The sequence below is a fragment of the Mesorhizobium sp. KR2-14 genome (assembly GCF_040049255.1).
In the GTDB taxonomy this organism is placed as follows: domain Bacteria; phylum Pseudomonadota; class Alphaproteobacteria; order Rhizobiales; family Rhizobiaceae; genus Pseudaminobacter.
On sequence record NZ_JBDZDR010000002.1, the window covers coordinates 774,864 to 798,784 of the forward strand.

20 protein-coding genes and 2 tRNA genes are annotated in these 23,921 nt (G+C 62.6%); 8 read left to right on the forward strand and 14 right to left on the reverse strand.

The window, feature by feature from the left end:
* Nucleotides 1-24: 24 nt before the first annotated feature.
* The 3 genes from ABLE86_RS08255 to ABLE86_RS08265 form a co-directional block, all read right to left on the reverse strand.
* Nucleotides 25-1,572, reverse strand: coding sequence for a DHA2 family efflux MFS transporter permease subunit (locus ABLE86_RS08255; RefSeq protein WP_348778604.1), 1,548 nt, complete (start codon nucleotides 1,570-1,572; stop codon nucleotides 25-27).
* Nucleotides 1,573-1,719: 147 nt separating this feature from the next.
* Entirely contained in the window at nucleotides 1,720-2,517 is a 798-nt protein-coding gene (locus ABLE86_RS08260; protein WP_348778435.1) for a methyltransferase domain-containing protein, read from the reverse strand.
* Entirely contained in the window at nucleotides 2,454-3,527 is a 1,074-nt protein-coding gene (locus tag ABLE86_RS08265) for a type III polyketide synthase (protein ID WP_348778436.1), read from the reverse strand. Before ABLE86_RS08265 ends, ABLE86_RS08260 begins: the two co-directional genes overlap by 64 nt.
* Before the next feature lie 429 nt (nucleotides 3,528-3,956).
* On the opposite strand from ABLE86_RS08265, the gene ABLE86_RS08270 reads away from it, so the two are divergent.
* Together ABLE86_RS08270 and ABLE86_RS08275 are read left to right on the forward strand one after the other, a co-directional pair.
* Nucleotides 3,957-6,644, forward strand: coding sequence for an AAA family ATPase (locus tag ABLE86_RS08270; RefSeq protein ID WP_348778437.1), 2,688 nt, complete (start codon nucleotides 3,957-3,959; stop codon nucleotides 6,642-6,644).
* A gap of 90 nt (nucleotides 6,645-6,734) precedes the next feature.
* Nucleotides 6,735-7,085, forward strand: a complete 351-nt coding sequence (locus ABLE86_RS08275) for a hypothetical protein (protein WP_348778438.1) — start codon at nucleotides 6,735-6,737, stop codon at nucleotides 7,083-7,085.
* Nucleotides 7,086-7,342: 257 nt separating this feature from the next.
* Here the strand turns inward: ABLE86_RS08275 and ABLE86_RS08280 are convergent.
* From ABLE86_RS08280 to ABLE86_RS08300, 5 genes are all read right to left on the reverse strand, one after another.
* A tRNA-Arg gene (locus ABLE86_RS08280) sits at nucleotides 7,343-7,419 on the reverse strand.
* 33 nt (nucleotides 7,420-7,452) lie between these two features.
* A complete protein-coding gene (locus ABLE86_RS08285; protein WP_348778439.1) occupies nucleotides 7,453-7,758 on the reverse strand; it encodes an ETC complex I subunit in 306 nt (101 codons plus the stop codon).
* Nucleotides 7,759-7,781: 23 nt separating this feature from the next.
* Nucleotides 7,782-7,858: transfer RNA gene (locus ABLE86_RS08290), tRNA-Pro, on the reverse strand.
* Nucleotides 7,859-7,956: 98 nt separating this feature from the next.
* Nucleotides 7,957-9,003 carry a transporter substrate-binding domain-containing protein gene (locus ABLE86_RS08295; RefSeq protein WP_348778440.1) on the reverse strand — a complete coding sequence of 349 codons (1,047 nt, stop codon included), beginning with the start codon at nucleotides 9,001-9,003 and terminating at the stop codon, nucleotides 7,957-7,959.
* Nucleotides 9,004-9,206: 203 nt separating this feature from the next.
* Complete coding sequence (locus tag ABLE86_RS08300) at nucleotides 9,207-10,379, reverse strand: cystathionine beta-lyase (protein WP_348778441.1); 1,173 nt, start codon at nucleotides 10,377-10,379, stop codon at nucleotides 9,207-9,209.
* A gap of 369 nt (nucleotides 10,380-10,748) precedes the next feature.
* On the opposite strand from ABLE86_RS08300, the gene ABLE86_RS08305 reads away from it, so the two are divergent.
* Genes ABLE86_RS08305 through ABLE86_RS08320 form a run of 4 tightly spaced genes read left to right on the forward strand, consistent with a single transcriptional unit; the run spans nucleotide 10,749 to nucleotide 15,013 of the window.
* A complete protein-coding gene (locus ABLE86_RS08305) occupies nucleotides 10,749-11,786 on the forward strand; it encodes an amino acid ABC transporter substrate-binding protein (protein ID WP_348778442.1) in 1,038 nt (345 codons plus the stop codon).
* 59 nt (nucleotides 11,787-11,845) lie between these two features.
* Nucleotides 11,846-13,036: an amino acid ABC transporter permease gene (locus ABLE86_RS08310; RefSeq protein ID WP_348778443.1), complete on the forward strand. Its 1,191-nt coding sequence runs from the start codon at nucleotides 11,846-11,848 to the stop codon at nucleotides 13,034-13,036.
* Nucleotides 13,037-13,038: 2 nt separating this feature from the next.
* The gene (locus ABLE86_RS08315; RefSeq protein WP_348778444.1) at nucleotides 13,039-14,196 is read left to right on the forward strand and encodes an amino acid ABC transporter permease; all 1,158 of its coding nucleotides are present in this window, start codon (nucleotides 13,039-13,041) and stop codon (nucleotides 14,194-14,196) included.
* Between the two features lie 13 nt (nucleotides 14,197-14,209).
* On the forward strand, nucleotides 14,210-15,013 hold the full coding sequence (locus ABLE86_RS08320) for an amino acid ABC transporter ATP-binding protein (RefSeq protein ID WP_348778445.1): 804 nt from the start codon (nucleotides 14,210-14,212) through the stop codon (nucleotides 15,011-15,013).
* A 143-nt stretch (nucleotides 15,014-15,156) separates the two neighbouring features.
* Here ABLE86_RS08320 and ABLE86_RS08325 read toward each other — a convergent pair whose 3' ends face one another.
* Both ABLE86_RS08325 and ABLE86_RS08330 read right to left on the reverse strand, forming a co-directional pair.
* A complete protein-coding gene (locus ABLE86_RS08325; RefSeq protein ID WP_348778446.1) occupies nucleotides 15,157-16,371 on the reverse strand; it encodes an FAD-dependent monooxygenase in 1,215 nt (404 codons plus the stop codon).
* Nucleotides 16,372-16,399: 28 nt separating this feature from the next.
* Nucleotides 16,400-16,645, reverse strand: a complete 246-nt coding sequence (locus ABLE86_RS08330; RefSeq protein ID WP_348778447.1) for a zinc-finger domain-containing protein — start codon at nucleotides 16,643-16,645, stop codon at nucleotides 16,400-16,402.
* A 156-nt stretch (nucleotides 16,646-16,801) separates the two neighbouring features.
* Here ABLE86_RS08330 and ABLE86_RS08335 point away from each other — a divergent pair, with 156 nt between their 5' ends.
* Together ABLE86_RS08335 and ppx are read left to right on the forward strand one after the other, a co-directional pair.
* Nucleotides 16,802-19,009 carry an RNA degradosome polyphosphate kinase gene (locus ABLE86_RS08335; RefSeq protein ID WP_348778448.1) on the forward strand — a complete coding sequence of 736 codons (2,208 nt, stop codon included), beginning with the start codon at nucleotides 16,802-16,804 and terminating at the stop codon, nucleotides 19,007-19,009.
* 8 nt (nucleotides 19,010-19,017) lie between these two features.
* Entirely contained in the window at nucleotides 19,018-20,556 is a 1,539-nt protein-coding gene (gene ppx / locus ABLE86_RS08340) for an exopolyphosphatase (RefSeq protein ID WP_348778449.1), read from the forward strand.
* A 72-nt stretch (nucleotides 20,557-20,628) separates the two neighbouring features.
* Here ppx and ABLE86_RS08345 read toward each other — a convergent pair whose 3' ends face one another.
* The 4 genes from ABLE86_RS08345 to ABLE86_RS08360 all read right to left on the reverse strand — a co-directional run bounded on the left by ABLE86_RS08345 (nucleotide 20,629) and on the right by ABLE86_RS08360 (nucleotide 23,836).
* Complete coding sequence (locus ABLE86_RS08345) at nucleotides 20,629-21,012, reverse strand: DoxX family protein (protein WP_348778450.1); 384 nt, start codon at nucleotides 21,010-21,012, stop codon at nucleotides 20,629-20,631.
* Nucleotides 21,013-21,185: 173 nt separating this feature from the next.
* Nucleotides 21,186-22,583, reverse strand: coding sequence for a class II fumarate hydratase (fumC, locus tag ABLE86_RS08350; RefSeq protein WP_348778451.1), 1,398 nt, complete (start codon nucleotides 22,581-22,583; stop codon nucleotides 21,186-21,188).
* A 100-nt stretch (nucleotides 22,584-22,683) separates the two neighbouring features.
* Entirely contained in the window at nucleotides 22,684-23,448 is a 765-nt protein-coding gene (locus tag ABLE86_RS08355) for an NIPSNAP family protein (RefSeq protein WP_348778452.1), read from the reverse strand.
* A 208-nt stretch (nucleotides 23,449-23,656) separates the two neighbouring features.
* The gene (locus tag ABLE86_RS08360) at nucleotides 23,657-23,836 is read right to left on the reverse strand and encodes a CsbD family protein (protein WP_348778453.1); all 180 of its coding nucleotides are present in this window, start codon (nucleotides 23,834-23,836) and stop codon (nucleotides 23,657-23,659) included.
* Nucleotides 23,837-23,921: the final 85 nt, after the last annotated feature.

Here is a 23,921-nt window from a genome sequence, read left to right on the forward strand (position 1 = left end):
TGTCCCCGAGATTGCGTCGCCCCATCAGTTAGGCTTCATCGTCGCTGCTGATTGCTGGCTCCAGGCGAATGGCACCAGCAAGACGCCCAGCGATGCGAACGCTGCCAGCATCGTCCATGCATCGTTGACGCTCCAGACGAACGCCGCCTTTTCGATCAATGGCCGCACGAAGGCTTCGGCGTCGGGCGTTATCGGACCGGATAGTGCTGCGGCCAACAATGCGGGGTCTAGTCCGATTGCCTCGGCGGCGCTGCTATCCCCAGCCAGGAGCCGGGACAGAAGGGCGTCCGCGTGACCGCTGGTTCGTCCGTAGAGAACCGTGTCGGTCAAGGCGATGCCAATCGCGCCGCCCAGGTTTCGCATCAGATTGAAGAGACCGCTTGCATCCGGCACGTCCGGCTCGGGCAGCCGCCCCAACGCCAGGCGGGTCGGCGGCAGCAGGCAAAACATGATTGCGACGCCGCGCAGGATCTGCGGCCAGAACATTTCACTGAAGTCTGTGTTGCGCGTCTCGAACATGCTTAGCCCCAGTCCAAGTGCAAACAGTCCGAAGCCAAAAGCGGTCAGCAATCGTGGATCGAGACGTCGCTCCAGCGCGACGGCGAGGGGTGCCGTGGCGAGTTGCGCAGCACCGGTCACCAACATGGTCAAGCCGATTTGCAGGGCATCGTGCCCGCGGACGAAAGCAAGGAAGACCGGCATGAGATACACGGAGCCGAACAGGCCGACACCCAGGAAAAAACTCAACATGCACCCGATTGCAAACGAGCGGTCCCTGAAAAACGATAGCTGCACAATCGGATGGCTGGCCCGCAAGGTTCTCCAGACAAAGAGGCCGCCGCTGAGAACGCAAAGGGAAAACAGGCCAATGCAGATCGGAGAAAGCCACCCTTCGTGTGGCGATTGTTTCAGTCCGATCATGAGGCTTGCGAGCGCAACCGCCATCAAAACCAACGACAAGCCATCCAATGCCTTGCTCTCGCCGAACTTCGTCTTGTGTCGAGGCAACAGAGAGGGCGTGGCCGAACTGGCAATCAGCCCCGGAACGACGTTGATGAGAAACAGCCAGTGCCAGGAGTAGGTTTGCGTGATCCAGCCGCCAACGACGGGCCCGACCGTCGGTGCGAGCACGGCCATGATGCCGGCCAACGTCGTCGCAACCCCTTGATCTCGCGATGGGAACAGGATGAATACCGCGGCGAACACCGCCGGGATCAGCGTTCCGCCGGCGAACCCCTGCACTATGCGAAACGAAACAAGCGTCCAGAAACTGTTGCTTGCAGCGCAGCCGATGGACGCAAGTGTGAAAAGCGCAATGGCGGCGGTGAATAGCCAGCGCATCGTCAGCGTGCGCGTAAGCCAGCCGGTCAGTGGAATGGCGATGATCTCGGCGATCAGATATGCGGTCTGGATCCAGCTCATCAACTCGGGATCAATTGCGAGAGCCTTCTGAATCGCTGGCAAGGACGTCGCCACGACCTGGATGTCGAGAATTGCCATGAACATGCCAAGGCACATCAGGCAGAAGCCGATCCATGTCCTGGCGTCTGTGAGAGACGATTCGGTACGCATCATCGCGATGGCCTTCTGCTCCCTTTCGGGAACGCCGACCGTTCCTATCGGCGTGAAGACGTTGAGGAATTCTCGGGACACGTCGTGATGCCATCCGCAAGCCATTGCGCTATCGGCCGGCCCGCCGCAGATGACGGCAGTCTCAGGTCATCGCAGCCGTCCGATGACAAAACGGAACATGAACCACCGCAACTGCACCGCATCGCGCGCAATGTTGGCTTCGTCCAATCGCGCCAGCCATTCGGCTCGCGTCAGCGAACGCGTCACCGAAATGAGGCCGTCATCAATCGCTATCGGATGCAGCCGCGTCAGCTTGCCCATGAGGCCGATGAAGTGGAACGGCACGGGGTGACGTTGGAGATCATAGGTCAGCCAGCCTTTGCGTGCCGTCGCCTCCATCCATCGCAGAAATCTAACGATCAGGTCGTCCGACATATGATGGGTGAGCAGGCTGCTGACGACGAAGTCGATGGGTGCGGTCGGTACGTAGTCAAAAATGTCCGTCACGCGATAATCGATCTCGTCGGCCTCATCGGTTGCGGCTCGTGCAATGCGGACGATTTCGCGGCTGCGATCGATCCCGATCAGCCTGATCGTCAAACCGCGCTTGCGCGTCCAGCGCCGGATGGTTCGCAGCAGATCGCCGTCGCCGCAGCCGACATCCAGGAGGTTCAGCGGGGTTTCCGTCGTCGCGTTTTTGGTAGCGCGACGCAACCAGGCGATCACCGGCCAATGTCCGAGCATCGCCCTGTTGAAGCTGGCGATATCGCGTATCACCAGCGCCAGCTCCTCGGGGCTCGTATCGGCGCGATCGAGCCATTCGGTTTCGGCGCTGCGCTGAGACAGATCGCGCCCAGCCGCTTGCGTGGTTGCGGGTGCGATCATGGCGCAGTGTGGAACAGCAGGGTTTCCGCGATCAGTCCCGGTCCGAACGACATCGCGCAACCGGTACGACCGCGCATCCCCGAGCCCAACAGCCTCTCGATTACAAACATGACGGTCGCGGACGACATGTTGCCGTAGCGTCTCAAAATCTCGCGCGACGCCGCCAGCGCCGCTGGCCCAAGTTCGAAAGCGCGCTCGACCGCGTCGAGCACGGTGCGGCCTCCGGGGTGCACGGCCCACAGATCGATCGATGTGGCGGCCGCTCCAGCAAGTACCTCGCGCCCGTGCTCCTGCAAGCCATCATGGATCGCGCCTGGAACACGTCCCGACAGTGTCATGTCGAAACCGGAATCCCGGATGCTCCAGGTAATCAGCTCGCGGGTGCCGGGCACCAGCAGCGCGTGGAAGCTGTCGAGTGCCACGCCCGCCGGTTCCGAGCTCACGACACATGCTGCGCAGCCGTCGCCGAACAGAAGAAACAGGAGCATCTGCTCAAGGTCGGTCGTGTCCTTCAGATGCAGGGTGCACAGCTCAAGGTTGACGACAAGCACTCGGGCGGAGGCTTCCGAGCGAACGATGTGACGGGCCAGCTTGAGCGCGTTTATGGCCGCATGGCAGCCCATAAATCCGACCATGGTGCGTTCGACCGTGCTTGGAAGTCCGCAGCGCTCGATGAGTTCGAAATCGAGGCCGGGCGCAGAAAAACCGGTACAACATGTCACCACGAGATGCGTGATGCGGTCTCGTTCCGGTCCGAGCTGCAAGGTGTCGACGGCCTTTTGGGCCAGGACCGGCGCGTCTTTCTCGAACTTCAGCATTCGCGCTGTGGTGTCGGGAAAATCACCACGCAGATAGAAGCCTTCGGCATCGACGCAGTCGCCCTCCGGCAGATTGCTCGGCGCAAGGTGGGAGTATCTATGCTCGATCCCACACTTGTCGGCCATGCGCTGGAACAGCAGCGAGTTGCGCCGGTCATCATGAAGCATTGACTGCGCGAAGCGGCGGAAGGGTTCGTGAATGTCGTAGGGTGGCACTGCCGTGGCGACGCGATTTATGTAGGCAGTTTGCATCGGAATGCTTTCCGGCGGCGCGCGGCGTTGACCACCACGAGCATGGGGTACCCCTCAGAGAGAACGCTCGCCGAGCCCGAATTACAACGGCCGCGCGCTGCCACCGGAGTCAACACTGTGTGAAGGCTCGCGCCGGCGTGGTAGCCCCGCGCCGGTCGGAAAACGCCCGCCGTGGCTCGAGAGGCTGTCATCCGACGTTCGTTGCAGGTTTCGAGGCGCGAAGCACGTCGGCTCGGCCGCACCGGAAAGCCGGCCGAGGGGGCGGGTGCCGGCGGTTCGAAGCCTGAAGCGGGAGCAGCAAAAAGACGCGCGGCGCCATTTGGCGGAAAACATCAAGACCGGGCCAATAATGCCAAATGTTCCTCAACTCCCTGAAAGGCGAACTGCAAGGGTGGATTTGTTGTGATACTCTCGATGAGCTCGGGGAGTATGCTGACAATGCTGCTGGAGCGAGAGGATCCACTTGAAGCTTTGCTGGCATCCGCGCGGAGTTCTGCGGCGGGCCGCGGCGGCACTGTGCTGCTCGAAGGGGAAGCTGGCATAGGCAAGACCTCGCTCTTGCAAGAATTCGCGGAACGTGCCGGTGAAGGCTGCCAGGTGTTATGGGGCTGGTGCGAGGCGCTTCACACACCCCGACCGCTCGGTCCCCTGCAGGACATGGCGCGATCACTCGACGTGCAAATAGTGGCACTGCTAGATCAGACGGCCGCGCCTGAGCGGCTTTTTCCTGCGCTGTTAAACGCGCTTCAGCGTGCTGAACGTACGACGGTGCTCGTCTTCGAGGATGTGCATTGGGCCGACAACGCGACGCACGACCTCGTAAAATACCTCGGTCGTCGTGTTTCTGTACTTCGCACAATGCTGGTACTCACCGCGCGAAGCGACGAAATCGGCCCCGATCATCCCCTGACGCACGTGCTCGGTGATCTGCCATCGGCATCATTAACCCGCATAAGGCTCGAACCGCTTTCTCCTGAAGCAGTTGCCGTGCTGGCGCAGCAGGCGGGCCGCGCAAGCGCCGATCTCTACCGCGTCACAGAGGGCAATCCCTTTTTTGTCTCCGAGCTTCTGGCAAGCAGCGAGGTTGAGCCGGGGCAAATTCCGGATTCCATCCGCGACGCTGTCTGGTCGCGGCTATCACGCCTGACCGCCGGCGAGCGCGAGGTTCTGGAAATGATGAGCATTGCGCCCGGAAGTGTCGAGCCGTGGCTGATCCGCGCCCTTCTGGGTAGCGAGGCCGAAATCCTGGTGGACCAGTGCGTGGCCCGCCGATTGCTGCGGCGAGACAGCCAGGGCGCCCTGACGTTCCGCCATGAACTTGCCAGACAGGCGACACTTGATAGGCTGTCGCCGAGCCTTCAGCGTTCGCTTCACGCAAAGGTGGAGGCGGCGATATCCGAGCTTCCGGCGGCGCAGGCGAACGCGCAGCTTTCAAGCAGGGTTCACCACGCCGCTGGCGCCGGTGACGGAGCGCGTGTTCTCAAACTTGCACCGCAAGCCGCGGCACGAGCTTCGCGTCTGGGAGCGCATCGCGAAGCCGCCTCACATCTGGAGACGGCGCTCGGATATGTTGCCCACGCTCCGCCGGCACTTGCCGCGCAGCTCTATGAAGACTGGGCCTACGAGGCCGGACTGGCGCTGCTCGTCTACGACTCGATCATCGAGGCACGGCATCGCGCCATAGCGATCTGGCGGGAACTCGGATGCATTGACAAGGTCGGGCGCAATCTGCGCTGGCTTTCTAGGCTGCACTGGCGTCGCGGCGAGGGCGAACAAGCGGAACATTTTGCTGACGAAGCCGTGCGCGAAGTGGAAAGCCTGCCCCCCGGGCCGGAATTGGCGATGGCCTACAGCACGCGCTCGCAGCTCAACATGCTGCACTATCGATTCGACGAAGCGATCGACTGGGGTTTGCGCGCTATCGCGTTGGCCGACCAACTGGGCGAAGTCGAAACGCGTGTCCACGCCCTGAACAATGTCGGCACTGCGCTCCTGTTCGCCAACCGCGAGGGCGGTCGCGAACTGCTGGAAGAAAGCCTCTCGCTGTCGCTCGAGCACGGGTTTCATGACCACGCATCGCGAGCCTACACCAACTTCGCCGAGCACGCTGTGGTGTTGAAGGACTTCGCCCTCGCCGAACGCCTGCTGGCCGAAGGCATCGCCTTCTGTGCCAGGTACGACCTCGATTCGGCGGCGCAATATCTGCTCGGCCGACAAGCCGAGCTTCGTATGGAGCAAGGCCGTTTTCGTGAGGCCGAGACGATCGCTCAGGGCGTCATGAGCCTGGAGCGCTTGCCCGTTGTAATGCACCTGCCGGCGCTGACCGTGCTTGGCAGAGTACGTGCGCGGCTGGGCGAACCAAGCGGTTCAACTCTCCTGCAGCAGGCGCTCCAGGAGGCGTTGCCGACCGGCGAGCCACAGCGCATCATACCGGTCCGCTTGGCCCTGGCCGAAGCGGCCTGGCTTGCCGAAGACCTCAGCGCCAGCCATGAGCAATTGGCGGCCCTCGCCGCCATGGACCTCGGCAACTTCCGTCCCCCGGATATCGGCGAACTGGCGACCTGGTGGCGGCGATGCGGTATGGCGGAGCCGCTTCCCGCGCCCGGAACGGGAGTTCCCTCGCCGCGATCCGCCGAGCTTCGCGGCGATCCGTCTGCAGCCGCGGCGGAATGGACAAGCCTCGGTCTTCCTTATGAAGCGGCACTCGCACTGATGCAGGTTCGAGGAGGTGACGCCGGGCCAGCATTGGCTCGCGCCGTGACAACGCTCGAGACGATCGAGGCGCGTCCTGCCGCGGTGCTGGCGCGAAAGCTGGCGCAGCGCCTGGGCGTCGCAAATCAGTTGCCGAAGGCGCGCCGGGGTCCATACAAGGCTGCCCGCCACCACCCGCTCGGCTTGACCCAGCAAGAACAACAGGTGCTCGCCCTTATCGCCGAGGGCAAGAGCAACAAGGAGGTCGCGCGGCGCCTGTCGCGCTCGCCGCGCACGATCGAACACCAGGTTTCAGCTGTGCTCGGCAAATTCAACGCCGCCAACCGGATGGAAGTCCTGCTGCGCCTGCGTGGCGAGCCGTGGCTGCTGTCGAGCCGCTCCAGGAAAGCCAACAGCCAAAACTAGGAAGCTGGCTGCCAAAAAATGGGTGGTCGTACCCATGGCTGCGAGACGTTGTACCGTAATTATAGTCGCACGCTCTGATCCTAAGGAGAAATGGCGATGACCGGACGTTTTCCTGCAATTGCAATCACCCTGCTCGCAGCAACAGGCACCACTGCCGCGTCGGAACTGATGCCGGAAAGCGGGCACAGCATTCATGTCGGCCGTTTCAAGGGTGCTGTCCATTACACGGTCGAGCAAGACGGCTATCGGGTCGTCGCGACACTGGCTTCCGGGGACGAGGAGCAGCCGATCCGGTTCGTCTCAACGCTCGGCCCCGGCCAGCGCATGATGATATCCGTGCCCCATGCCGCAGGCGAGCCCTCTGTCGATTTCGAGATCCTGCGCAACGGCGAAGCGATCCTTGTAAACGATCCAGTCTGGACGGCCGATCTGGTTGACTGAGTGCGGACCTCTGAGAATTGAGAACGCGCTTCACGCCGCAAGCTCTCGAAGGACAATTGCAGGCTTTCCTCCGGGTACCGCAATCCCGGCTGAGGAATATACACGCAAAGCCCCGAAGCGAATCCGGGCCGCGTACGCGGCACCCGACGCAGGCGGGGCCTACCAAACGATCCCTGATGTCCGCTCTTCCGCACATGGGGGGCGTGGGGGGCAAACCGGCCTTAGTATCGGTAATGAATCAGTCTGCCAAATCGAGTTGGCGATCCCGGCAGGATTCGAACCTGCGACCATCGGCTTAGAAGGCCGGTGCTCTATCCAGCTGAGCTACGGGACCACACTCTGGCGGCCAGGGCGCCTGAGGTTTGGCTCAGTGCGTCCAGGGCGTCCTGCGGTCATAGCGGAAATTGTCCGCATAGGAAATCTGGCGGCGCGCGGTTTCCTTGGGTTCCTGCACGCGGTAGTCGATTCCGTGCTTCTCGGCGTAGGCGATCGCCTCTTCCTTGGTGCCGAAGGTCAGGCGAATCTGGCTCTTCATGTCGCGCGAACTGGTGTAGCCCATGAGCGGATCGATCCTGCGCGGCAGTGCGGGGTCGAATTCGAGCACCCAATGACCGGTCTTGGCCTTACCCGACTGCATCGCCGTCTTGGCGGGGCTGAAAATGCGCGCGGACATTCTTTCCTCATCCATGCTTGCGATGGTCGGAGTGGCAGGATTCGAACCTGCGACCCCCTGATCCCAAATCAGGTGCGCTACCAGGCTGCGCTACACTCCGGACCCTTGGGGGCTATAGAGTTCAAGGCCTTACGAAGCAAGCCCCCATTGTGGGAAAAAGCGGTGCAACGTCGCCACGCGCGGCAAAAACATCCGCAATCAGGGCGCGAAGCCGAAGTAACGCGCCCGAAGCGCTTCCAGATCGCCGCTTTCCTGTGCGGCAAGCACGGCGATCGACGCAGGCCGCCTCAGCGGGCTTCCCGCGGTGAATGCAAAGCCGTACTTGTCTGGCTGGAAGATGTTGCCGATCACCTTGAGGTTCATCTCGGGGTTTGTGAAGGTGAAATATTCCAGCACCGGGCTGTCGGCGACGACTGCGTCCACCTCGGCGTTGACCAGGGCCGTCGCTGCGTCCTCAATGTGATCGTACGCCGCCGTGGCGATGAACAACGACTTCATGTAGGCCTCGGATACGCTGCCGGCCCGAACCCCGACGATCTTGCCGCGCAGATCCGTCAGTCCGTTGATCTCGTTGGTGAGTTGAACGGCCGTCATCACGCTGGCGACAGATGACGTGAAATAGGCGATGACCGCTATGCCACACACCATCCATACGGCCTGCCATGTCCGGCCAATCCAGCCGAACAGGTTCTTGCGCGTGGTCTTTCCCGATGTGGCGATCGACATCACATGGTAGAAGCTCTCGGCCAGGCCTTCGCGCCACCGCCTTGGAAAATTCGCGTCGAATCGCCTGTCGAACAGGGTCATGAGCAGCGTGGCCAGCACAATGCAGATCACGATCCAGGCATAGGTCCGGAGATGGCCTGCGTCTCCCAGCTTGCCCAGCACCTCCCCAAAGCTTGTCCCATCGTTGGATGGCACCATCAGGCGAAGCCCGGCATCGAACCAGGGGTGGCTGAAATCGACAAGATTGGCGCGGTTTTCCGTGATGCTCAGATTGGTGACCGCGACATCGACGGCACCGCTCGAAACGGCCTCAACCAACTCGCCGTAGTTCTGAAACGGTCGATATACGGAGGCGACCTTGAGCTTGCCGGCGACCCTTTCCCAAAGCTCTATCGCCATGCCGGAATAGCTTTCGCCTTGGCGGAACACGAATGGCGGGCTGAGATAGACCCCGACAGTTACGGTCCGAGGCTGAACCTGGTTTTCCTCGGCGCGCGTCCCTCCCGTGAAGAGGAGCATGGCCAAAGCCAAAAAAATGACCAAGCCGGCCATCGATCGAGAGCGAGGTGCCAGAGTCCACATGCCGAAGTCGCCGATAATTATCCGTGTGAGGCGACCGTTGCAGACAAATCTTACGATTGTCTTGACCGGAAAACACCATGCCGCGGCACCGCCGCGGGCTGCTTGGAGCAGGGCCCGCGGCGGGAAGGTATGCGCGCCGGCTAGGCCGCGTTTGCGGCCGCCAGCCCGCGCTGGATGTCGGCCTTGAGGTCCTCGACATTTTCCAGCCCGATCTGCAGCCGAAGGAGCGGGCCCTCGTAAGGCCCCTTAGCGATGGTGCGGTCGCCAAGGAAGACGTGTACGGCAAGGCTTTCATAGCCGCCCCACGAATAGCCGAGGCCGAAGATCTCCAGCGCGTCGAGGAAGGCGTGCGCCTGCTTCTGGCCGCCGCCGGCCAGCACGACGGAGAAAATGCCGCTCGAGCCCGAGAAGTCGCGTTTCCAGATCTCGTGGCCGGGGTGGCTCTCCAGGCCGGGATGCAGAACCCGCGCCACTCCGGGCTGCGTCTCCAGCCAGCGCGCGATTTCCAGCGCGCTCTGTTCGTGCCGCTCGAGCCGCACGCCCATGGTGCGCAGGCCGCGCAGCACCTGGTAGACGTCGTCGGGCGCCGGGCAGCAGCCAAGCGCCAGGAAGCCTTCATGCAGCCGCTCCCAGCACGCTTCGCTGGCGGAAACGGTGCCGAGCAAGATGTCTGAGTGGCCGGCCGGATATTTGGTCGCCGCGTGGATCGACACGTCCACGCCATGGTCCAGCGGCTTGAAGTAAAGCGGGGTCGCCCAGGTGTTATCCATCATCACCACCGCGCCTCCGGCATGGGCGGCCTTGACGATGGCCGGGATGTCCTGGATTTCGAAAGTGTTGGAGGCGGGGGATTCCGTGAACACGACCTTCGTGTTCGGCTTCATCAAGGCGGCGATGCCGGCACCCACATGCGGGTCGTAGTATTCGATCTCGACGCCCAGCCGCGTCAGCATGGTGTTGGCGAAGTGGCGCGTGGGCATGTAGACGGAATCGACGATCAGCGCATGGTCGCCGGCGGAAAGGAAGGCGAGGAGCGGAACGGTCACCGCCGCCAGTCCCGAGGGCACGATGATAGTGCCGGCCGACCCTTCCAGGCTGTCGATCGCGGCTGCCAGCGCGTCCGTCGTCGGCGTGCCGCGCGTGCCGTAGGTGTATTTCTGGGCGCGCGTGGCCATCGTCGCGGCGTCGGGGAACAGCACGGTGGAGGCATGCACCACCGGCGGATTGACGAAGCCGTAGAAGTCGCGCGGGTCGTTTCCGGTATGAGCCAGTTGGGTATGGATACCCGTATTGGTGAAATCTCGCTTTGCCATGGCATCCTGCTCTGATCAGACGCCTTGGCATAAGACGGCATTTCTGCCGGCGCAACTGCACAGGCCCGGGCTTCTTGTGCTCCAGCGAGGCTGCGGCGACAGCGCGGCTTGCTGTGAATTCCCGAAAGCTGCTGTGTGTCGGCGCGGAACATTTGCCGAACTGCGCATATCCCCCGATTTGCGTGCAGGGAGACCATTTCGCCTTGACGTGATGGTGATAATCGCTTTCGATGATTTTCGCTAATGGGAGGACAGCAACGCAACCATCGCTGCGATCTGCGTTCCGGAAACGGGCCGGAACGGTGCTGCCGCTTTTGCGGGACAACGGGGGTTATTCCCGAACAACAACAGACAAGGGGTCAGTGGGTAATGAAAAACACCGTGAAATTCATTCTGAGCGCTGCCGCATTCGGGGTTGCCGCTCTCGCAGCTTCAGCCGCATCCGCAGACACGCTGAGTGACGTGAAGGCCAAGGGCTTCGTGCAGTGCGGCGTCAACACCGCTCTCGCCGGTTTCTCCGCGCCTGACGATAAGGGCGAATGGAAAGGTTTCGACGTCGATTTCTGTCGCGCCGTGGCCGCAGCTGTTTTCGGCGATCCCACCAAGGTGAAGTTTACCCCCACCAACGCCAAGGAGCGCTTTACCGCCCTGCAGTCGGGCGAAATCGACCTTCTGGCCCGCAACACCACCTGGACGCTCAGCCGCGACACCGCGCTCGGCCTCAACTTCGTGGGCGTGAACTACTATGACGGCCAGGGCTTCATGATCAACGCCAAGAAGCTTCCGGGCGTCAATTCGGCGCTTCAGCTTTCCGGCGCTTCCGTCTGCGTGCAAAGCGGCACCACCACCGAGCTCAACCTTGCCGACTTCTTCAAGGCCAACAACCTCGAATACAATCCGGTTGTGTTCGAAAAGCTGGAAGAGACCAATGCGGCCTATGATTCGGGGCGTTGTGACGCCTATACGACCGATCAGTCCGGCCTCTATGCCATCCGCCTGACGCTGGCGTCGCCGGACGATCACATCGTGCTGCCGGAGATCATCTCCAAGGAGCCGCTGGCCCCGGCCGTGCGCCAGGGCGACGACAAGTGGTTCGATGTCGTCAAGTGGACGCTGAACGCATTGGTGCTTTCGGAAGAGCTCGGGATCACCCAGGCCAATGTCGACGAGATGAAGAACTCGACCAATCCGGACATCCAGCGCGTGCTGGGCACCGAAGAGGGCAGCAAGCTGGGCGCCGATCTCGGCCTCGAGAACGACTGGGTCGTGAACATCATCAAGGGTGTCGGCAACTACGGCGAGATTTTCGACCGTAACATCGGTGCCGGGAGCCCGCTGAAGATCGCGCGCGGTCTTAACGCGCTGTGGACCAAGGGTGGATTGCAGTACTCTATGCCCATCCGCTGAGTGATCTTCGGTTCCGGGGGGCGCCGGGCGCCTCCCGTCTCCGTGCAAAGGGAGACTACATGGCTTTGCAGGGCACGATTCGCGAAAGCGGAAATTCGGGCGCTTCCTACCTGAACGACCCGAAAATCCGTGGGCTGATTTACCAGCTCTTACTGTTTGTGGCTCTGGTAGGCTTCGCCTATTGGATCGTCGGCAATACAATCGAAAACCTGAGGCGCGCCAATATCTCCTCGGGCTTCGACTTCCTCAATGGCCGCGCCGGCTTCGACATCAGCGAAACGCTGATCCGCTATTCGTCCAACGACACCTACTGGCGGGCCTTGCTCGTGGGGCTGGTCAATACGGGCGTGGTGGCGGTCATGGGCGTCATCACCGCCTCGGCTATCGGCTTCCTGATCGGTGTCGGGCGCCTTTCCGACAACTGGCTGATCCGAAAGATCTCCACGGTTTACGTCGAGATCTTCCGCAACATCCCGCCCTTGCTGGTCATCTTCTTCTGGTATCTGGGCGTGCTTTCGGCGCTGCCGCAGCCGCGCGAGAGCATCGCGCTGCCCTTCGGCGCCTATCTCAACAATCGCGGCTTTTTCTTTCCGGGGGCCATCTGGGGCGAAGGGGCCTGGCTCATTCCGGTCGCCTTGCTGGTGGCGGTGGGGCTTTGCTGGTTCGTGGCCCGCCGTGCGCGGCAGCGGCAGGCCGAAACGGGAGAGCGGTTTCCGGTGTTCTGGACCTCGGCCGTCCTGCTTGTCGGGCTGCCGGCTCTGGCATTCGTTGCCGCGGGCTTTCCGGTAAGCTTCGAGTTTCCGCAGAAATCCACCTTCAATCTGCTGGGCGGCTCGCAGATCAGGCCGGAATTCCTGTCGCTCTATCTCGCGCTGTCGTTCTATACCGCGGCCTTCATCGCCGAGATCGTGCGGGCCGGCATATTGGGCGTCAACAGGGGGCAGACCGAGGCGGCGTATGCGCTCGGGCTGCGCCGGGGGCAGACCTTGCGCCTTGTGGTGGTGCCGCAGGCGCTGCGCATCATCATTCCGCCGCTCACCAGCCAGTATCTGAACCTGACCAAGAACTCGTCGCTGGCAATCGCCATCGGCTACCCCGACCTGGTGCATATCGGCGGCACGATCCTCAACCAGAGCGGCCATTCCATCGAAATCGTCGCGATCTGGATGGTCGTCTATCTTGGCCTCAGCCTGCTGATGTCCGGTTTCATGAACTGGTTCAACGCCAGGGTGGCGCTGGTGGAGAGATAGCCATGTACAAATCCGATCTCGTCTATGTGCGCCAGCAATTGGACGCAGACGAGCGCCCGCCGGTCAACGAGCAGGGCGCCGTGGCCTGGCTGCGCAAAAATCTCTTCGCTTCGGTGCCCGATACGATTCTCACCATCCTGGGCCTCGCCCTTCTGGCGCTCATACTGCCGCCCTTGTTCCGGTGGGCGTTTCTGGAGGCGCAATGGTTCGGAACGGACCGCACCTTCTGCGCCACGGTCTCGCAGGGCGGCATCCAGCCCGATGGCTGGTCCGGTGCGTGCTGGGCTTTCGTGCGCGCGAAGTTCCTGCAATTCATGTTCGGGCAATATCCGATCGACCAGCGCTGGCGCGTGCTGCTCACCGGCGCGATCTTCGTCGGGCTGCTGGGGCCCTTGCTGGTGCCGGGCGCGCCCTACAAGCGGCTCAACGCCATCCTTCTTTTCGCAGCCTTTCCCTTCATTGCCTTCTTCCTGCTCGTGGGCGGTGTGTTCGGCCTGCCTTTCGTCGAAACCGCGCGCTGGGGTGGCCTGACGATCACGCTGGTACTTTCGATCGTAGGCATAGCGGTATCGCTGCCCGTCGGCATCCTGCTGGCGCTGGGGCGGCGCTCCAAGCTGCCGGTCATCAAGCTTGCGAGTGTGATCTTCATCGAGACGATCCGCGGCGTGCCGCTGGTGACGGTGCTGTTCATGGCCAGCGTCATGTTCCCGCTTTTCCTGCCGGCCGGCATGACCTTCGACAAGTTCCTGCGCGCCTTGATCGGCGTGGTGCTGTTTGCCTCCGCCTATATGGCCGAAGTGGTCAGGGGTGGTCTGCAGGCGATCCCCAGGGGGCAGTATGAGGGAGCGGCGTCGATAGGCCTCAGTTACTGGCAGACGATGAACCTGGTGATACTGCCGCAGTCGCTGCGGCTGGTAATCCCCGGTATCGTCAACACCTTCATCGGGCTCTTCAAGGATACGAGCCTGGTGACTATCATCGGCATGTTCGATCTGCTTGGCATCGTGCGCCAGAACTTCTCGGACGCCAACTGGGCCTCGCCTCAAACGCCGATCAGTGGGTTGGTTTTCGCGGGGTTCATTTTCTGGCTGTTCTGTTTTGGCATGTCACGCTATTCGATCTATATGGAACACCGGCTTGCTACCGGTCACAAACGATAAAGGGGTTCGGCCTATGGCCACAGAAAACGCAGTCAGAGCCGAAGAGATCCGGGTCGACGCCGCCAAGATGCACATCTCGGAAACGGATGTGGCCATCGACATCGTGGGCATGCACAAGTGGTATGGCGAATTCCATGTGCTGAAGGACATCAACCTGCGCGTGATGCGCGGCGAGCGTATCGTTGTCTGCGGCCCGTCTGGCTCGGGCAAGTCGACCATGATCCGCTGCATCAACCGGCTGGAGGAGCACCAGAAGGGCAAGATCATCGTCGACGGCAAGGAACTGACCAACGATCTCAAGAAGATCGACGAGGTGCGCCGCGAAGTCGGCATGGTGTTCCAGCACTTCAACCTGTTCCCGCACCTGACGATCCTGGAGAACTGCACGCTCGCGCCGATCTGGGTGCGCAAGATGCCGAAGAAGCAGGCCGAGGAAGTCGCCATGCATTTCCTCAAGCGGGTGAAGATTCCCGAACAGGCTCACAAATATCCCGGCCAGCTTTCGGGCGGCCAGCAGCAGCGCGTGGCGATTGCGCGTTCGCTATGCATGAACCCGCGCATCATGCTGTTCGACGAGCCGACCTCGGCGCTCGACCCGGAAATGATCAAGGAAGTGCTGGAAACCATGGTCGGTCTGGCCGAAGAAGGCATGACCATGCTGTGCGTGACCCACGAGATGGGCTTTGCGCGCAAGGTCGCCAACCGGGTGATCTTCATGGACCAGGGCCAGATCGTGGAGCAGAACACGCCGAGCGAGTTCTTCGACCATCCGCAGCATGAGCGGACGAAACTGTTCCTGTCGCAGATTCTGCATTGATCAGCCAGCGCCGGCACCTGACCGGCGCTGCTGCAATAGCGTACGAATAGAGCCCGGCTGGAATCCAGCCGGGCTTTTTTGTCAGGGCGACTGACCTCCAACGAGGCATGGAAGCAGTGCGGGCTGGTGGAAACCCGGAAGGTTCAGCCCAATGTGGGTTCCCAGCCGTAGAGCCAGTCGAGGTCGGCGGCGAGCTTTTCCGGCGGACGGGTCCTGAGCACGAGGTTGCGGGCCAGCGCGACCGGCCCCCAGGCCTGCCAGGCAAAGTGATTGAAGGCGCCGCGCCGGGCGACAGCCGCCACGCGCGGCCGCCGCGAAGCTTCCCATGCGGCGAGGGCGGCATTGAGCTCACCCGACCTGTCGGCCACAAAGGCGGCTAGCGTGTCGGCGTCCTCGATGGCCATGGCCGCGCCTTGTGCCGCAAAGGGCGTCATTGCATGCGCGGCGTCGCCGATGAGCGCGACGCCCGAGGCAACCCAGCGGGATTTCGCCGGCACGGTATGGATCGGCCATGCGGTCCACGGTCCCGCATCTTCGGCCAGTCGCGCCAGGGCAGGGGCGGTGTGGCGCATCGCCCGCTTCAGCATGGCGATGTCGGCTTTGTCCGCCCAGCCTTCGGCAAGCGCCTTGCCGGGCGTGAAGGCGACGAGATTGAACGCTGCGCCGCCGCGCACCGGATAGGCAATGAGGTGGGAGCCCGAATGCAGGAAGGCATTGACCGCATTGTCAGAAGCGAACGAGGCGAATGCGCGCCCCGCCTCGCTGTCGCTTTGGATCACCGTCCGCCAGGCCAGTTCGCCGTGAAACTGGCTGCCGCCTCCACCGACCAGGCCTCGCACCGAGGACCAGACGCCGTCCGCGCCGACAAGAAGCAGGCCGATAGTGTCTGCGGTAGTGCCGCCGGGCGCTTGGAAGCTGGCTGCGACACCAGAGCCATCGCCGCTAAACTCGCGCAGCTCAGCGCCCTTGGTCAGCCTGATCGCAGGCAGACGCGATACGGCCTCCAGCAGCGCGGCCTGCAGATCCGCCCGGTGGACGACCAGATAGGGCGCACGCCAACGCTGTTCGGCGCTGGCGCCCAAAGGCACGCGGGCGAGTTCGGTAAGCGTCCTTGCGTCGCGCAGAATCACGCTCTGAGGGTGCACCGCTTTCGGCAGGAGCAACTCCAGAACGCCCAATCGATCCAGAATACGGGTGGCGTTAGGGGATAGCTGCAGGCCCGCGCCGACCTCTACGAGGCTTTCGGAGCGCTCGAAGATCTCGACCGAAAAGCCGCGCCGGGCAAATGCGAGGGCCGCTGCGAGGCCGGCTATGCCGGCTCCTGCGACGATAATCTGACGGGAGCGCGAGATGTCCATTGGACCGGCCGCCGCGCGAAAACGCCTGTCAGGCGGCCTGGATCTTATAGAGGCAGTTTTCCGGGCGCGTCTCGTTGGCCTTCAGGCTGGCGTTAAAACGATAGAGCGTCGAGCAATAGGGGCAGACCTTCTCCGAATCGGCACCCATGTCGAGGAACACGTGCGGATGGTCGAAGGGCGGGGTGGCACCCACGCACATGAATTCCTTCACGCCGATCTCGATCACGGCGTGACCCGCGTCATTCTGGAAATGGGGAATGGAACCGCCGGCCATGGCTTTCTCCTGTCACTTGCAGCCTGCTCATAGCAGGGGTTTGGTGCTTCGCCAATCGCTTTGCAAGCCGTGCGAAATCAAACTGTCGCAAATCCCTGTCAGGAGGTAAGCTAGGCGCAACGAGCGGCAAAGCGCCGTAAAAGGACAAAGAGGGAAATGAACGAACTCAGGCCGGTCCAGACCGAATTCACCACCGTAAGCACTGCCGACGGCGACGTTTCCTCCGGCAACCCGGACCGATTTGTCAATCGTGAGTTCTCCTGGCTTCAGTTCAATCGCCGAGTGCTGGAAGAATCGCAGAACCAGCGGCATCCGCTGCTGGAGCGAGTACGCTTCCTCTCGATTTCCGCCGCCAATCTCGACGAGTTCTTCATGGTGCGTGTGGCGGGCCTCGCCGGTCAGGTCCGGCAGGGGATAGCTGTCCGCAGCCCGGACGGCCGCACGCCCGAGCAGCAGCTCGAACAGATATTGGTGGAGGTGGAGCGCCTGCAGGAGGACCAGCAGAAGAGCTTGTCCAGCCTGGCGGAGCTCCTGAAAAAGGAGGGTATCGAAAGCGTCGCGGGCAACGCGTTGAACAAGGACGAGAAGGCCTGGCTGGAAGAACACTTCCTGGAGCAGATTTTCCCGGTTCTGACGCCCCTGTCGATCGATCCGGCGCATCCGTTCCCCTTTATCCCCAACCTTGGCTTCTCCATCGCCTTGCAACTGCGCCAGCGCGACAGCGGCGAGGAAATGACGGCATTGCTGCGGCTTCCTCCGGCGCTGAAGCGCTATATCCGGCTGCCGTCACGCAAGAGCTGCGTGCGCTTCATTCCTCTGGAAGCCACCGTCAACCTGTTCATCGGAAAGCTGTTCCCCGGCTATGAGGTCAAGGGCGCGGGCACGTTCCGCATCATTCGCGATAGCGATATCGAGGTGGAGGAGGAAGCGGAGGACCTGGTCCAGCTCTTCGAGACGGCCCTGAAGCGGCGGCGGCGCGGCCAGGTGATCCGCATCGAATTCGACAACCAGATGCCTGACGAACTGCGCGAGTTCGTGGCCACCGAGCTTGGTGTGTCGCCTTCTCGCATCAGCGTGCTGACCGGGCCGCTGGCACTCAGCCAGATTTCCGAAATCGTGGCGCTTCCGCGCGACGACTTGAAGTTCCCGCCCTTCAACCCGCGTTTCCCCGAGCGCGTGCGCGACCATGGCGGCGACTGCTTCGCGGCGATCCGCGAGAAGGACTTCATTGTCCACCATCCCTACGAATCGTTCGATGTGGTGGTGCAGTTCCTGCGGCAGGCAGCAGCCGATCCCGACGTGGTGGCAATCAAGCAGACGCTGTACAGGACCTCAAACGACAGCCCCATCGTTCGCGCGCTGATCGACGCCGCCGAAGCGGGCAAGTCGGTCACGGCGCTGGTGGAACTGAAGGCGCGTTTCGACGAGGAGGCGAACATCCGCTGGTCGCGCGACCTGGAGCGCGCCGGCGTGCAGGTGGTGTTCGGCTTCATCGAACTGAAGACGCATGCGAAAATGTCGCTGGTGGTGCGCCGGGAAGAGGGGCGGCTGCGCAACTACGTGCATCTGGGTACCGGCAATTACCACCCGGTCACGGCGCGCATCTACACCGACCTTTCCTTCTTCACCACCGACCCGCATATTGCGCGGGATGTGGCGCAGCTGTTCAACTTCATCACCGGCTACGCGCAGCCGACCGAAGAGATGCTGCTGGCGATGTCGCCGCTGACGCTCAGGAGCCGCATTCTCAAGCACATTACCGACGAGGTCGCGCATGCCAAGGCTGGCCGGCCGGCGCAGATCTGGATGAAGATGAACTCGCTGGTCGACCCCATCATCATCGACGCGCTCTACGACGCCAGCCTTGCCGGCGTGGAAATCGACCTCGTGGTGCGCGGCATCTGCTGCCTGAGACCGCAGGTGCCCGGCCTGTCGGAGAACATCCGGGTGAAATCGATCGTCGGCCGCTTCCTCGAGCACAGCCGCATCTATTGCTTCGGCAATGGCCATGGCCTGCCATCGGACGATGCCATCGTCTACATCGGCTCGGCCGACCTGATGCCGCGCAACCTCGACCGCCGCGTCGAAACGATCGTTCCCATCCTGAATCCGACCGTGCATGAGCAGGTGCTGGGCCAGATCATGCTGGGAAATATCATGGACAACCAGCAAAGTTTCGAAGTATTGGCAGACGGTACCTCGCGGCGCATCGTGCCGGACGAGGGCGAAGAACCGTTCAACGCGCAGGAATACTTCATGACCAATCCTAGCCTGTCAGGACGGGGCGACGCCTTGAAGTCGCATGCGCCCAAGCGCATCGCGCAGTTCAAGCGCCGCAAGAAAACCCTAGCTATCCAGGGCTAACCCTCCTGATGATCGCACGATCCCAGGGGCGATTGCAGGATCGCCGACCGATTTCCGTCATAGATATCGGGTCGAACTCGATTCGCCTGGTGGTCTATGAAGGCATCGCCCGCTCGCCCACCATCCTGTTCAACGAGAAGATGCTTGCCGGGCTGGGGCGCGGCATTGTTGCGACAGGAAAGCTCGACCCCGAGGCGGTTACCCGCGCCATAGAGGAATTCGGGCGATTTCGCGCACTCTCGGACCAGGCTGGCGCCGGCGACCTTTACGTGATCGCCACTGCCGCGGCGCGCGAGGCGGAAAACGGCCTTGATTTCATCCACCGCGCCGAGAAGATCCTGCGCACCGAAGTCCGCGTTCTGAGCGGCCGCGAGGAAGCCCACTATTCGGCCCTCGGCGTATTGTCGAGCTTCCACCCGGCCGACGGCATCGTGGGCGACCTTGGCGGTGGCAGTCTCGAATTGGTCGAGGTCGAAGGCGAGAATATCGGCGACGGCATAACGCTGCCACTGGGCGGCCTCCGCCTGCAGGACATGGCCAGGAACTCGCTTGCCGCGGCGGCACGCATTGCCCGCGAGGAGATGGCCCGGGCCAGGCTCTTGAGGCGGGGGCAGGGCAGGGTGTTTTATGCGGTGGGGGGCACGTGGCGAAACCTTGCCCGGCTGCATATGAACATGACGAACTATCCGCTCAGCGTCATGCATCATTATGAGATGAGCATCGACAGCTGCCTGCCCTTCCTGCGCCAGGTCGCCAAGGGCGATGTCGACAAGATGAAGGGCATCGAAGGCGTGTCCAAGAACCGTCGCGCGCTCCTGCCATATGGCGCGGCCGTTCTGCTCGAGATCATCGCCAAGATGAAGCCGTCCAAGGTCGTGGTTTCGGCCCATGGCGTGCGCGAGGGCTTCCTCTACTCGCTGCTGTCGCCGCGCGAACAGAAGCTCGACCCCCTCATTTCCGCGTCGGAGGAACTGGCGGTGCTGCGCGCCCGTTCGGTCACCCATGCGCATGAGCTGGCGCGCTGGACCGGCCAGTCCTTCGCGGCTTTCGGCGTCGACGAGACCGAGGACGAGGCCCGCTATCGCCAGGCGGCATGTCTGCTGGCAGACATCGGCTGGCGCGCGCACCCGGAATATCGGGGCACGCAGTCGCTCAACATCATCGCGCATGCCTCGTTCATCGGCGTCGACCATCCCGGCCGCGCCTATCTGGCGCTGGCCAGCCTCTACCGCCATGAAGGCATTTCCAACGATGCCGGCGCTGCCGAGCTCAGGTCGCTGGCCACGCCTCGTTATCTGGAGCGGGCCCGGTTGTTGGGCGCGCTGTTCCGGGTCGTCTATCTCCTTTCGGCCTCGATGCCGGGGGTTATCCCCAAACTGCGTTGGGAAGAACGCGACGATGGGGTTCTGGCACTGGTGATCCCGTCGGAATTCGGCGACTTGCTCGGAGAGCGCCCGGCAGGCCGGCTTGGACAGCTCGGCAAGCTGATCGGGCGCAAGCTCGTCATGGCCGTGGAGGGCGAACCGGCCTTCGTGGCCGGCAAGTAGCGACAGGTCGTCCAACGAAAAAGGCCCGGTCGAACCGGGCCTTTTTTTGCTGAAGCGTGTGTCTGCTTTCGGTTAGCCGCGCCGGCCGTCGACCGAATAGGCACCAGCGCCGAAGGCGGCAAGGACCAGGAGACCGCCGGCCATGGCCAGGTTCTTCTGGAAATTGATGAGCTGGCCCGCGTCGGCCCAGTTCATGTGCGCGACCAAGGCCGAGGCAATGCAGAACAGCGCCAGCACATAGGCAGCGATGCGGGTCTGAAGGCCAATGAGAACGGCAAGGCCGCCGAGGAGTTCGATCAGGCCGACGATCACGGCCGTGGCGGTCGGCACGGGCAGGCCGTAGCTGGCGAAATACTGTGCGGTTCCGGCGATGCCGGTCAGCTTGCCGAAGCCGGCGAGGATAAAGATGATCGACAGCAGAATGCGGCCGAGGAGTACGATGGCACTGTTGGGCATGTTTCTTCCCCTGAGACGATGTTCGATGACGCGGAGTAACGCGGAACTGGTTTCAAGACGAGATCGAAACTTCCGAACGCATTGTACACCGATTCACACCCAATCCGCACCCCGGCGTGCACAGCTGCCCGACGGAGCGCGGATTGGGTCGTCCCGAGGGATCAGGCGAGCGGTCAGCCCGGACGGGTCATGTCCTCCGGGCGCACCAGGCGGTCGAAGTCCGCTTCGCTGATATAGCCGCCACCCACCGCTTCCTCGCGCAGCGTCGTACCGTTCTTGTGCGCGGTCTTGGCGATCTTGGCCGCGTTGTCGTAGCCGATCGTCGGCGCAAGAGCCGTGACCAGCATCAGCGAACGCTCGAGCGCGGCCTTGATGTTGTCCTCGCGCGCCTCGATGCCGACCACGCAGTTGTCGGTGAAGGAAATCGCCGCATCGGCCAGCAGCTGGACCGACTGCAGGAAATTGTAGGCCATCAACGGGTTGTAGACGTTGAGCTCGAAATGGCCCTGGCTGCCGGCGAAGGTGATCGAGGCATGGTTGCCGAACACCTGCACGCAGACCTGCGTCAGCGCCTCGCACTGGGTCGGGTTGACCTTGCCGGGCATGATCGAAGAGCCGGGCTCGTTTTCCGGCAGCGACAGTTCGCCCAGCCCCGAGCGCGGGCCCGAGCCGAGGAAGCGGATGTCGTTGGCGATCTTGAACAGCGCCGCGGCGGCGGCGTTGATGGCGCCGTGGCTGAACACCATGGAATCATGGGCCGCCAGCGCCTCGAACTTGTTCGGCGCCGTCACAAAGTCGATGCCGGTGATGTCGGCGATGCGCTCGGCGACCTTCTCGGCGAAGCCGACCGGCGCGTTGAGGCCGGTGCCCACTGCGGTGCCGCCCTGCGCCAGTTCGCACAGGCCGGGCAGCGTCATCTCGATGCGCTTGATGGAAGACGCGACCTGCGCGGCATAGCCGGAGAATTCCTGGCCAAGCGTCAGCGGGGTGGCGTCCTGCGTATGGGTGCGGCCGATCTTGACGATGTGGTCGAAGGCTTTGGCCTTGGCGTCCAGCGACGCGTGCAGGTGCTTCAGCGCCGGCAGCAGGTCATGGATGATCCGCTCGGCGCAGGCGATGTGCATGGCCGTCGGGTAGGTGTCGTTCGACGACTGGCTCATATTGACGTGGTCGTTGGGGTGGACCGGCTTCTTCGAGCCCATGACACCGCCCAGCATCTCGATGGCGCGGTTCGAGATCACCTCGTTGGTATTCATGTTGGACTGGGTGCCGGAGCCGGTCTGCCAGACAACCAGCGGGAAGTGATCGTTGAGCTTGCCGTCGATGACTTCCTGCGCAGCCTTGACGACGGCGTCGCCGATGGCGGGGTCAAGCTTGCCGAGCGCCATGTTGGCTTCGGCGGCTGCCCGCTTGACGATGCCCAGCGCCCGCACGATCGACAGCGGCTGCTTCTCCCAGCCGATCTTGAAGTTGCCAAGCGAACGCTGCGCCTGCGCGCCCCAATAGCGGTCGGTCGCGACTTCGATGGGCCCGAAAGTATCGGTTTCAGTTCTGGTTGTTTGAGCGCTCATGAGGCCGCCTCCAGGAAATTTTTATAACGCTGGCAACGGCCTACCGCTTTGCACAATAGGCTTCAAGTGCAGAGTGGGAAGCACGCCGAACCTAATCGGTTCAAAGCAGGGAACGCGCCGTGGGCGCCAGCCGAAGCCGTTCCGAAGGCCGGGTGAAATGCCTTTTCAGCCGCGGAAGGAGGTCTTGTGTCCAGACGGGGTCGGCTTCGAGGGCGGCTTCGTGGCGGGCATGGGCCAGGGCGTCGGCAAAGCGCTGAAAGAAGACGAATACGTTCTCTTCGTCCCGCACCGGCAGGCGAGGGAAGGTGTTTTCAGCGTGTTCGGTCACGAAGGCAGCTATCGGCGGGCCGCCATGCTGGGCAAGAAGCGGTGCGGCCTCTTCCGCCATGAGTGCCACGAACTCTGCCTCGGTTTCCTGCGCGATGTGGAAGATCACGGCCGACAAGACCGCGAAGGAAGCAAGTTTGCCCAATTCGTCGCGCACGCTTCCGGCAAGATCGAATGCGGAGCCCGCCCATGCCGGCTTCAGCAGCAGCACGTCGCTGTAGTCGATCATGGTAGCGTTGGCGGCATCCTTGTGCGCCGCCCAAACCGGACCGCCGTAGAAAGCCTCCAGCGCCGCCTTGCGCGAGACCATGTCATCGAACCCGCGCAGCCAGACGAAGCAGTCCGGCCAGTCGAGGTCGCGGAACTGGCCGATCACATCCATCCCGGCCTCTTCCTGGCTTTCGATGAAATAGCCGTCGAAGATGCGGATAAGGTCCTCGCGGCGCCCGTTGTGGAGCGTGTATCGCCTTAGCTCGACCACGGGCGAGAACGACCTGGATCGCTCCGGGGGTCTCCGTATCACAAGTTTCTCGGTCATGACCCTCTCGGCAGCTTTCCTGTTTCATAACGGAACCGTTGCCCGGTTCTGTCAATCCGGTGTTGTCAGGAGCTTGCCCCGCCGGCATCAGCACCGAAGTGCGCCTCGCCAGCCTGGCCCGACCATAGCGTGTGAGGACTAGGCCACGAAAGGAAGAAAGGCGCGCCTTGAAGCCCGCCTTTCTCCCGCCGCTACCAGAACAAGACGCTCAATGCGTGCGCTTGACCTTTTCCTTGGCGTCGCCATAGCCCTTCTGGATCTTGCCGGCCACCTTGTCGACCTTGCCCTCAGCCTCGGTGCGCTTGTTGCCGGTGAGCTTCCCGGCGGCTTCCTCGACAGCGCCCTTGGCTTGCTTTGCGACGCCTTTGATCTGGTCCTTGTTCACCATGTCCGTATCTCCCGAGTTTTTTCGTTGGCGTCGGCTAACGGCCTTCAACGCAAAAAGTTGCGAGATTGCTTCGCGTGGGGCAGGG

Excerpts from the sequence above, each read along its gene's own strand:
- ABLE86_RS08255 (WP_348778604.1), bottom strand. The coding sequence starts at position 1,572 with ATGCGTACCGAATCGTCTCTCACAGACGCCAGGACATGGATCGGCTTC.
- ABLE86_RS08265 (WP_348778436.1), bottom strand. The coding sequence starts at position 3,527 with ATGCAAACTGCCTACATAAATCGCGTCGCCACGGCAGTGCCACCCTAC.
- ABLE86_RS08270 (WP_348778437.1), top strand. The coding sequence starts at position 3,957 with ATGCTGACAATGCTGCTGGAGCGAGAGGATCCACTTGAAGCTTTGCTG.
- ABLE86_RS08275 (WP_348778438.1), top strand. The coding sequence starts at position 6,735 with ATGGCGATGACCGGACGTTTTCCTGCAATTGCAATCACCCTGCTCGCA.
- ABLE86_RS08285 (WP_348778439.1), bottom strand. The coding sequence starts at position 7,758 with ATGTCCGCGCGCATTTTCAGCCCCGCCAAGACGGCGATGCAGTCGGGT.
- ABLE86_RS08295 (WP_348778440.1), bottom strand. The coding sequence starts at position 9,003 with ATGCTCCTCTTCACGGGAGGGACGCGCGCCGAGGAAAACCAGGTTCAG.
- ABLE86_RS08300 (WP_348778441.1), bottom strand. The coding sequence starts at position 10,379 with ATGGCAAAGCGAGATTTCACCAATACGGGTATCCATACCCAACTGGCT.
- ABLE86_RS08305 (WP_348778442.1), top strand. The coding sequence starts at position 10,749 with ATGAAAAACACCGTGAAATTCATTCTGAGCGCTGCCGCATTCGGGGTT.
- ABLE86_RS08310 (WP_348778443.1), top strand. The coding sequence starts at position 11,846 with ATGGCTTTGCAGGGCACGATTCGCGAAAGCGGAAATTCGGGCGCTTCC.
- ABLE86_RS08315 (WP_348778444.1), top strand. The coding sequence starts at position 13,039 with ATGTACAAATCCGATCTCGTCTATGTGCGCCAGCAATTGGACGCAGAC.
- ABLE86_RS08320 (WP_348778445.1), top strand. The coding sequence starts at position 14,210 with ATGGCCACAGAAAACGCAGTCAGAGCCGAAGAGATCCGGGTCGACGCC.
- ABLE86_RS08325 (WP_348778446.1), bottom strand. The coding sequence starts at position 16,371 with ATGGACATCTCGCGCTCCCGTCAGATTATCGTCGCAGGAGCCGGCATA.
- ABLE86_RS08330 (WP_348778447.1), bottom strand. The coding sequence starts at position 16,645 with ATGGCCGGCGGTTCCATTCCCCATTTCCAGAATGACGCGGGTCACGCC.
- ABLE86_RS08335 (WP_348778448.1), top strand. The coding sequence starts at position 16,802 with ATGAACGAACTCAGGCCGGTCCAGACCGAATTCACCACCGTAAGCACT.
- ppx (WP_348778449.1), top strand. The coding sequence starts at position 19,018 with ATGATCGCACGATCCCAGGGGCGATTGCAGGATCGCCGACCGATTTCC.
- ABLE86_RS08345 (WP_348778450.1), bottom strand. The coding sequence starts at position 21,012 with ATGCCCAACAGTGCCATCGTACTCCTCGGCCGCATTCTGCTGTCGATC.
- fumC (WP_348778451.1), bottom strand. The coding sequence starts at position 22,583 with ATGAGCGCTCAAACAACCAGAACTGAAACCGATACTTTCGGGCCCATC.
- ABLE86_RS08355 (WP_348778452.1), bottom strand. The coding sequence starts at position 23,448 with ATGACCGAGAAACTTGTGATACGGAGACCCCCGGAGCGATCCAGGTCG.
- ABLE86_RS08360 (WP_348778453.1), bottom strand. The coding sequence starts at position 23,836 with ATGGTGAACAAGGACCAGATCAAAGGCGTCGCAAAGCAAGCCAAGGGC.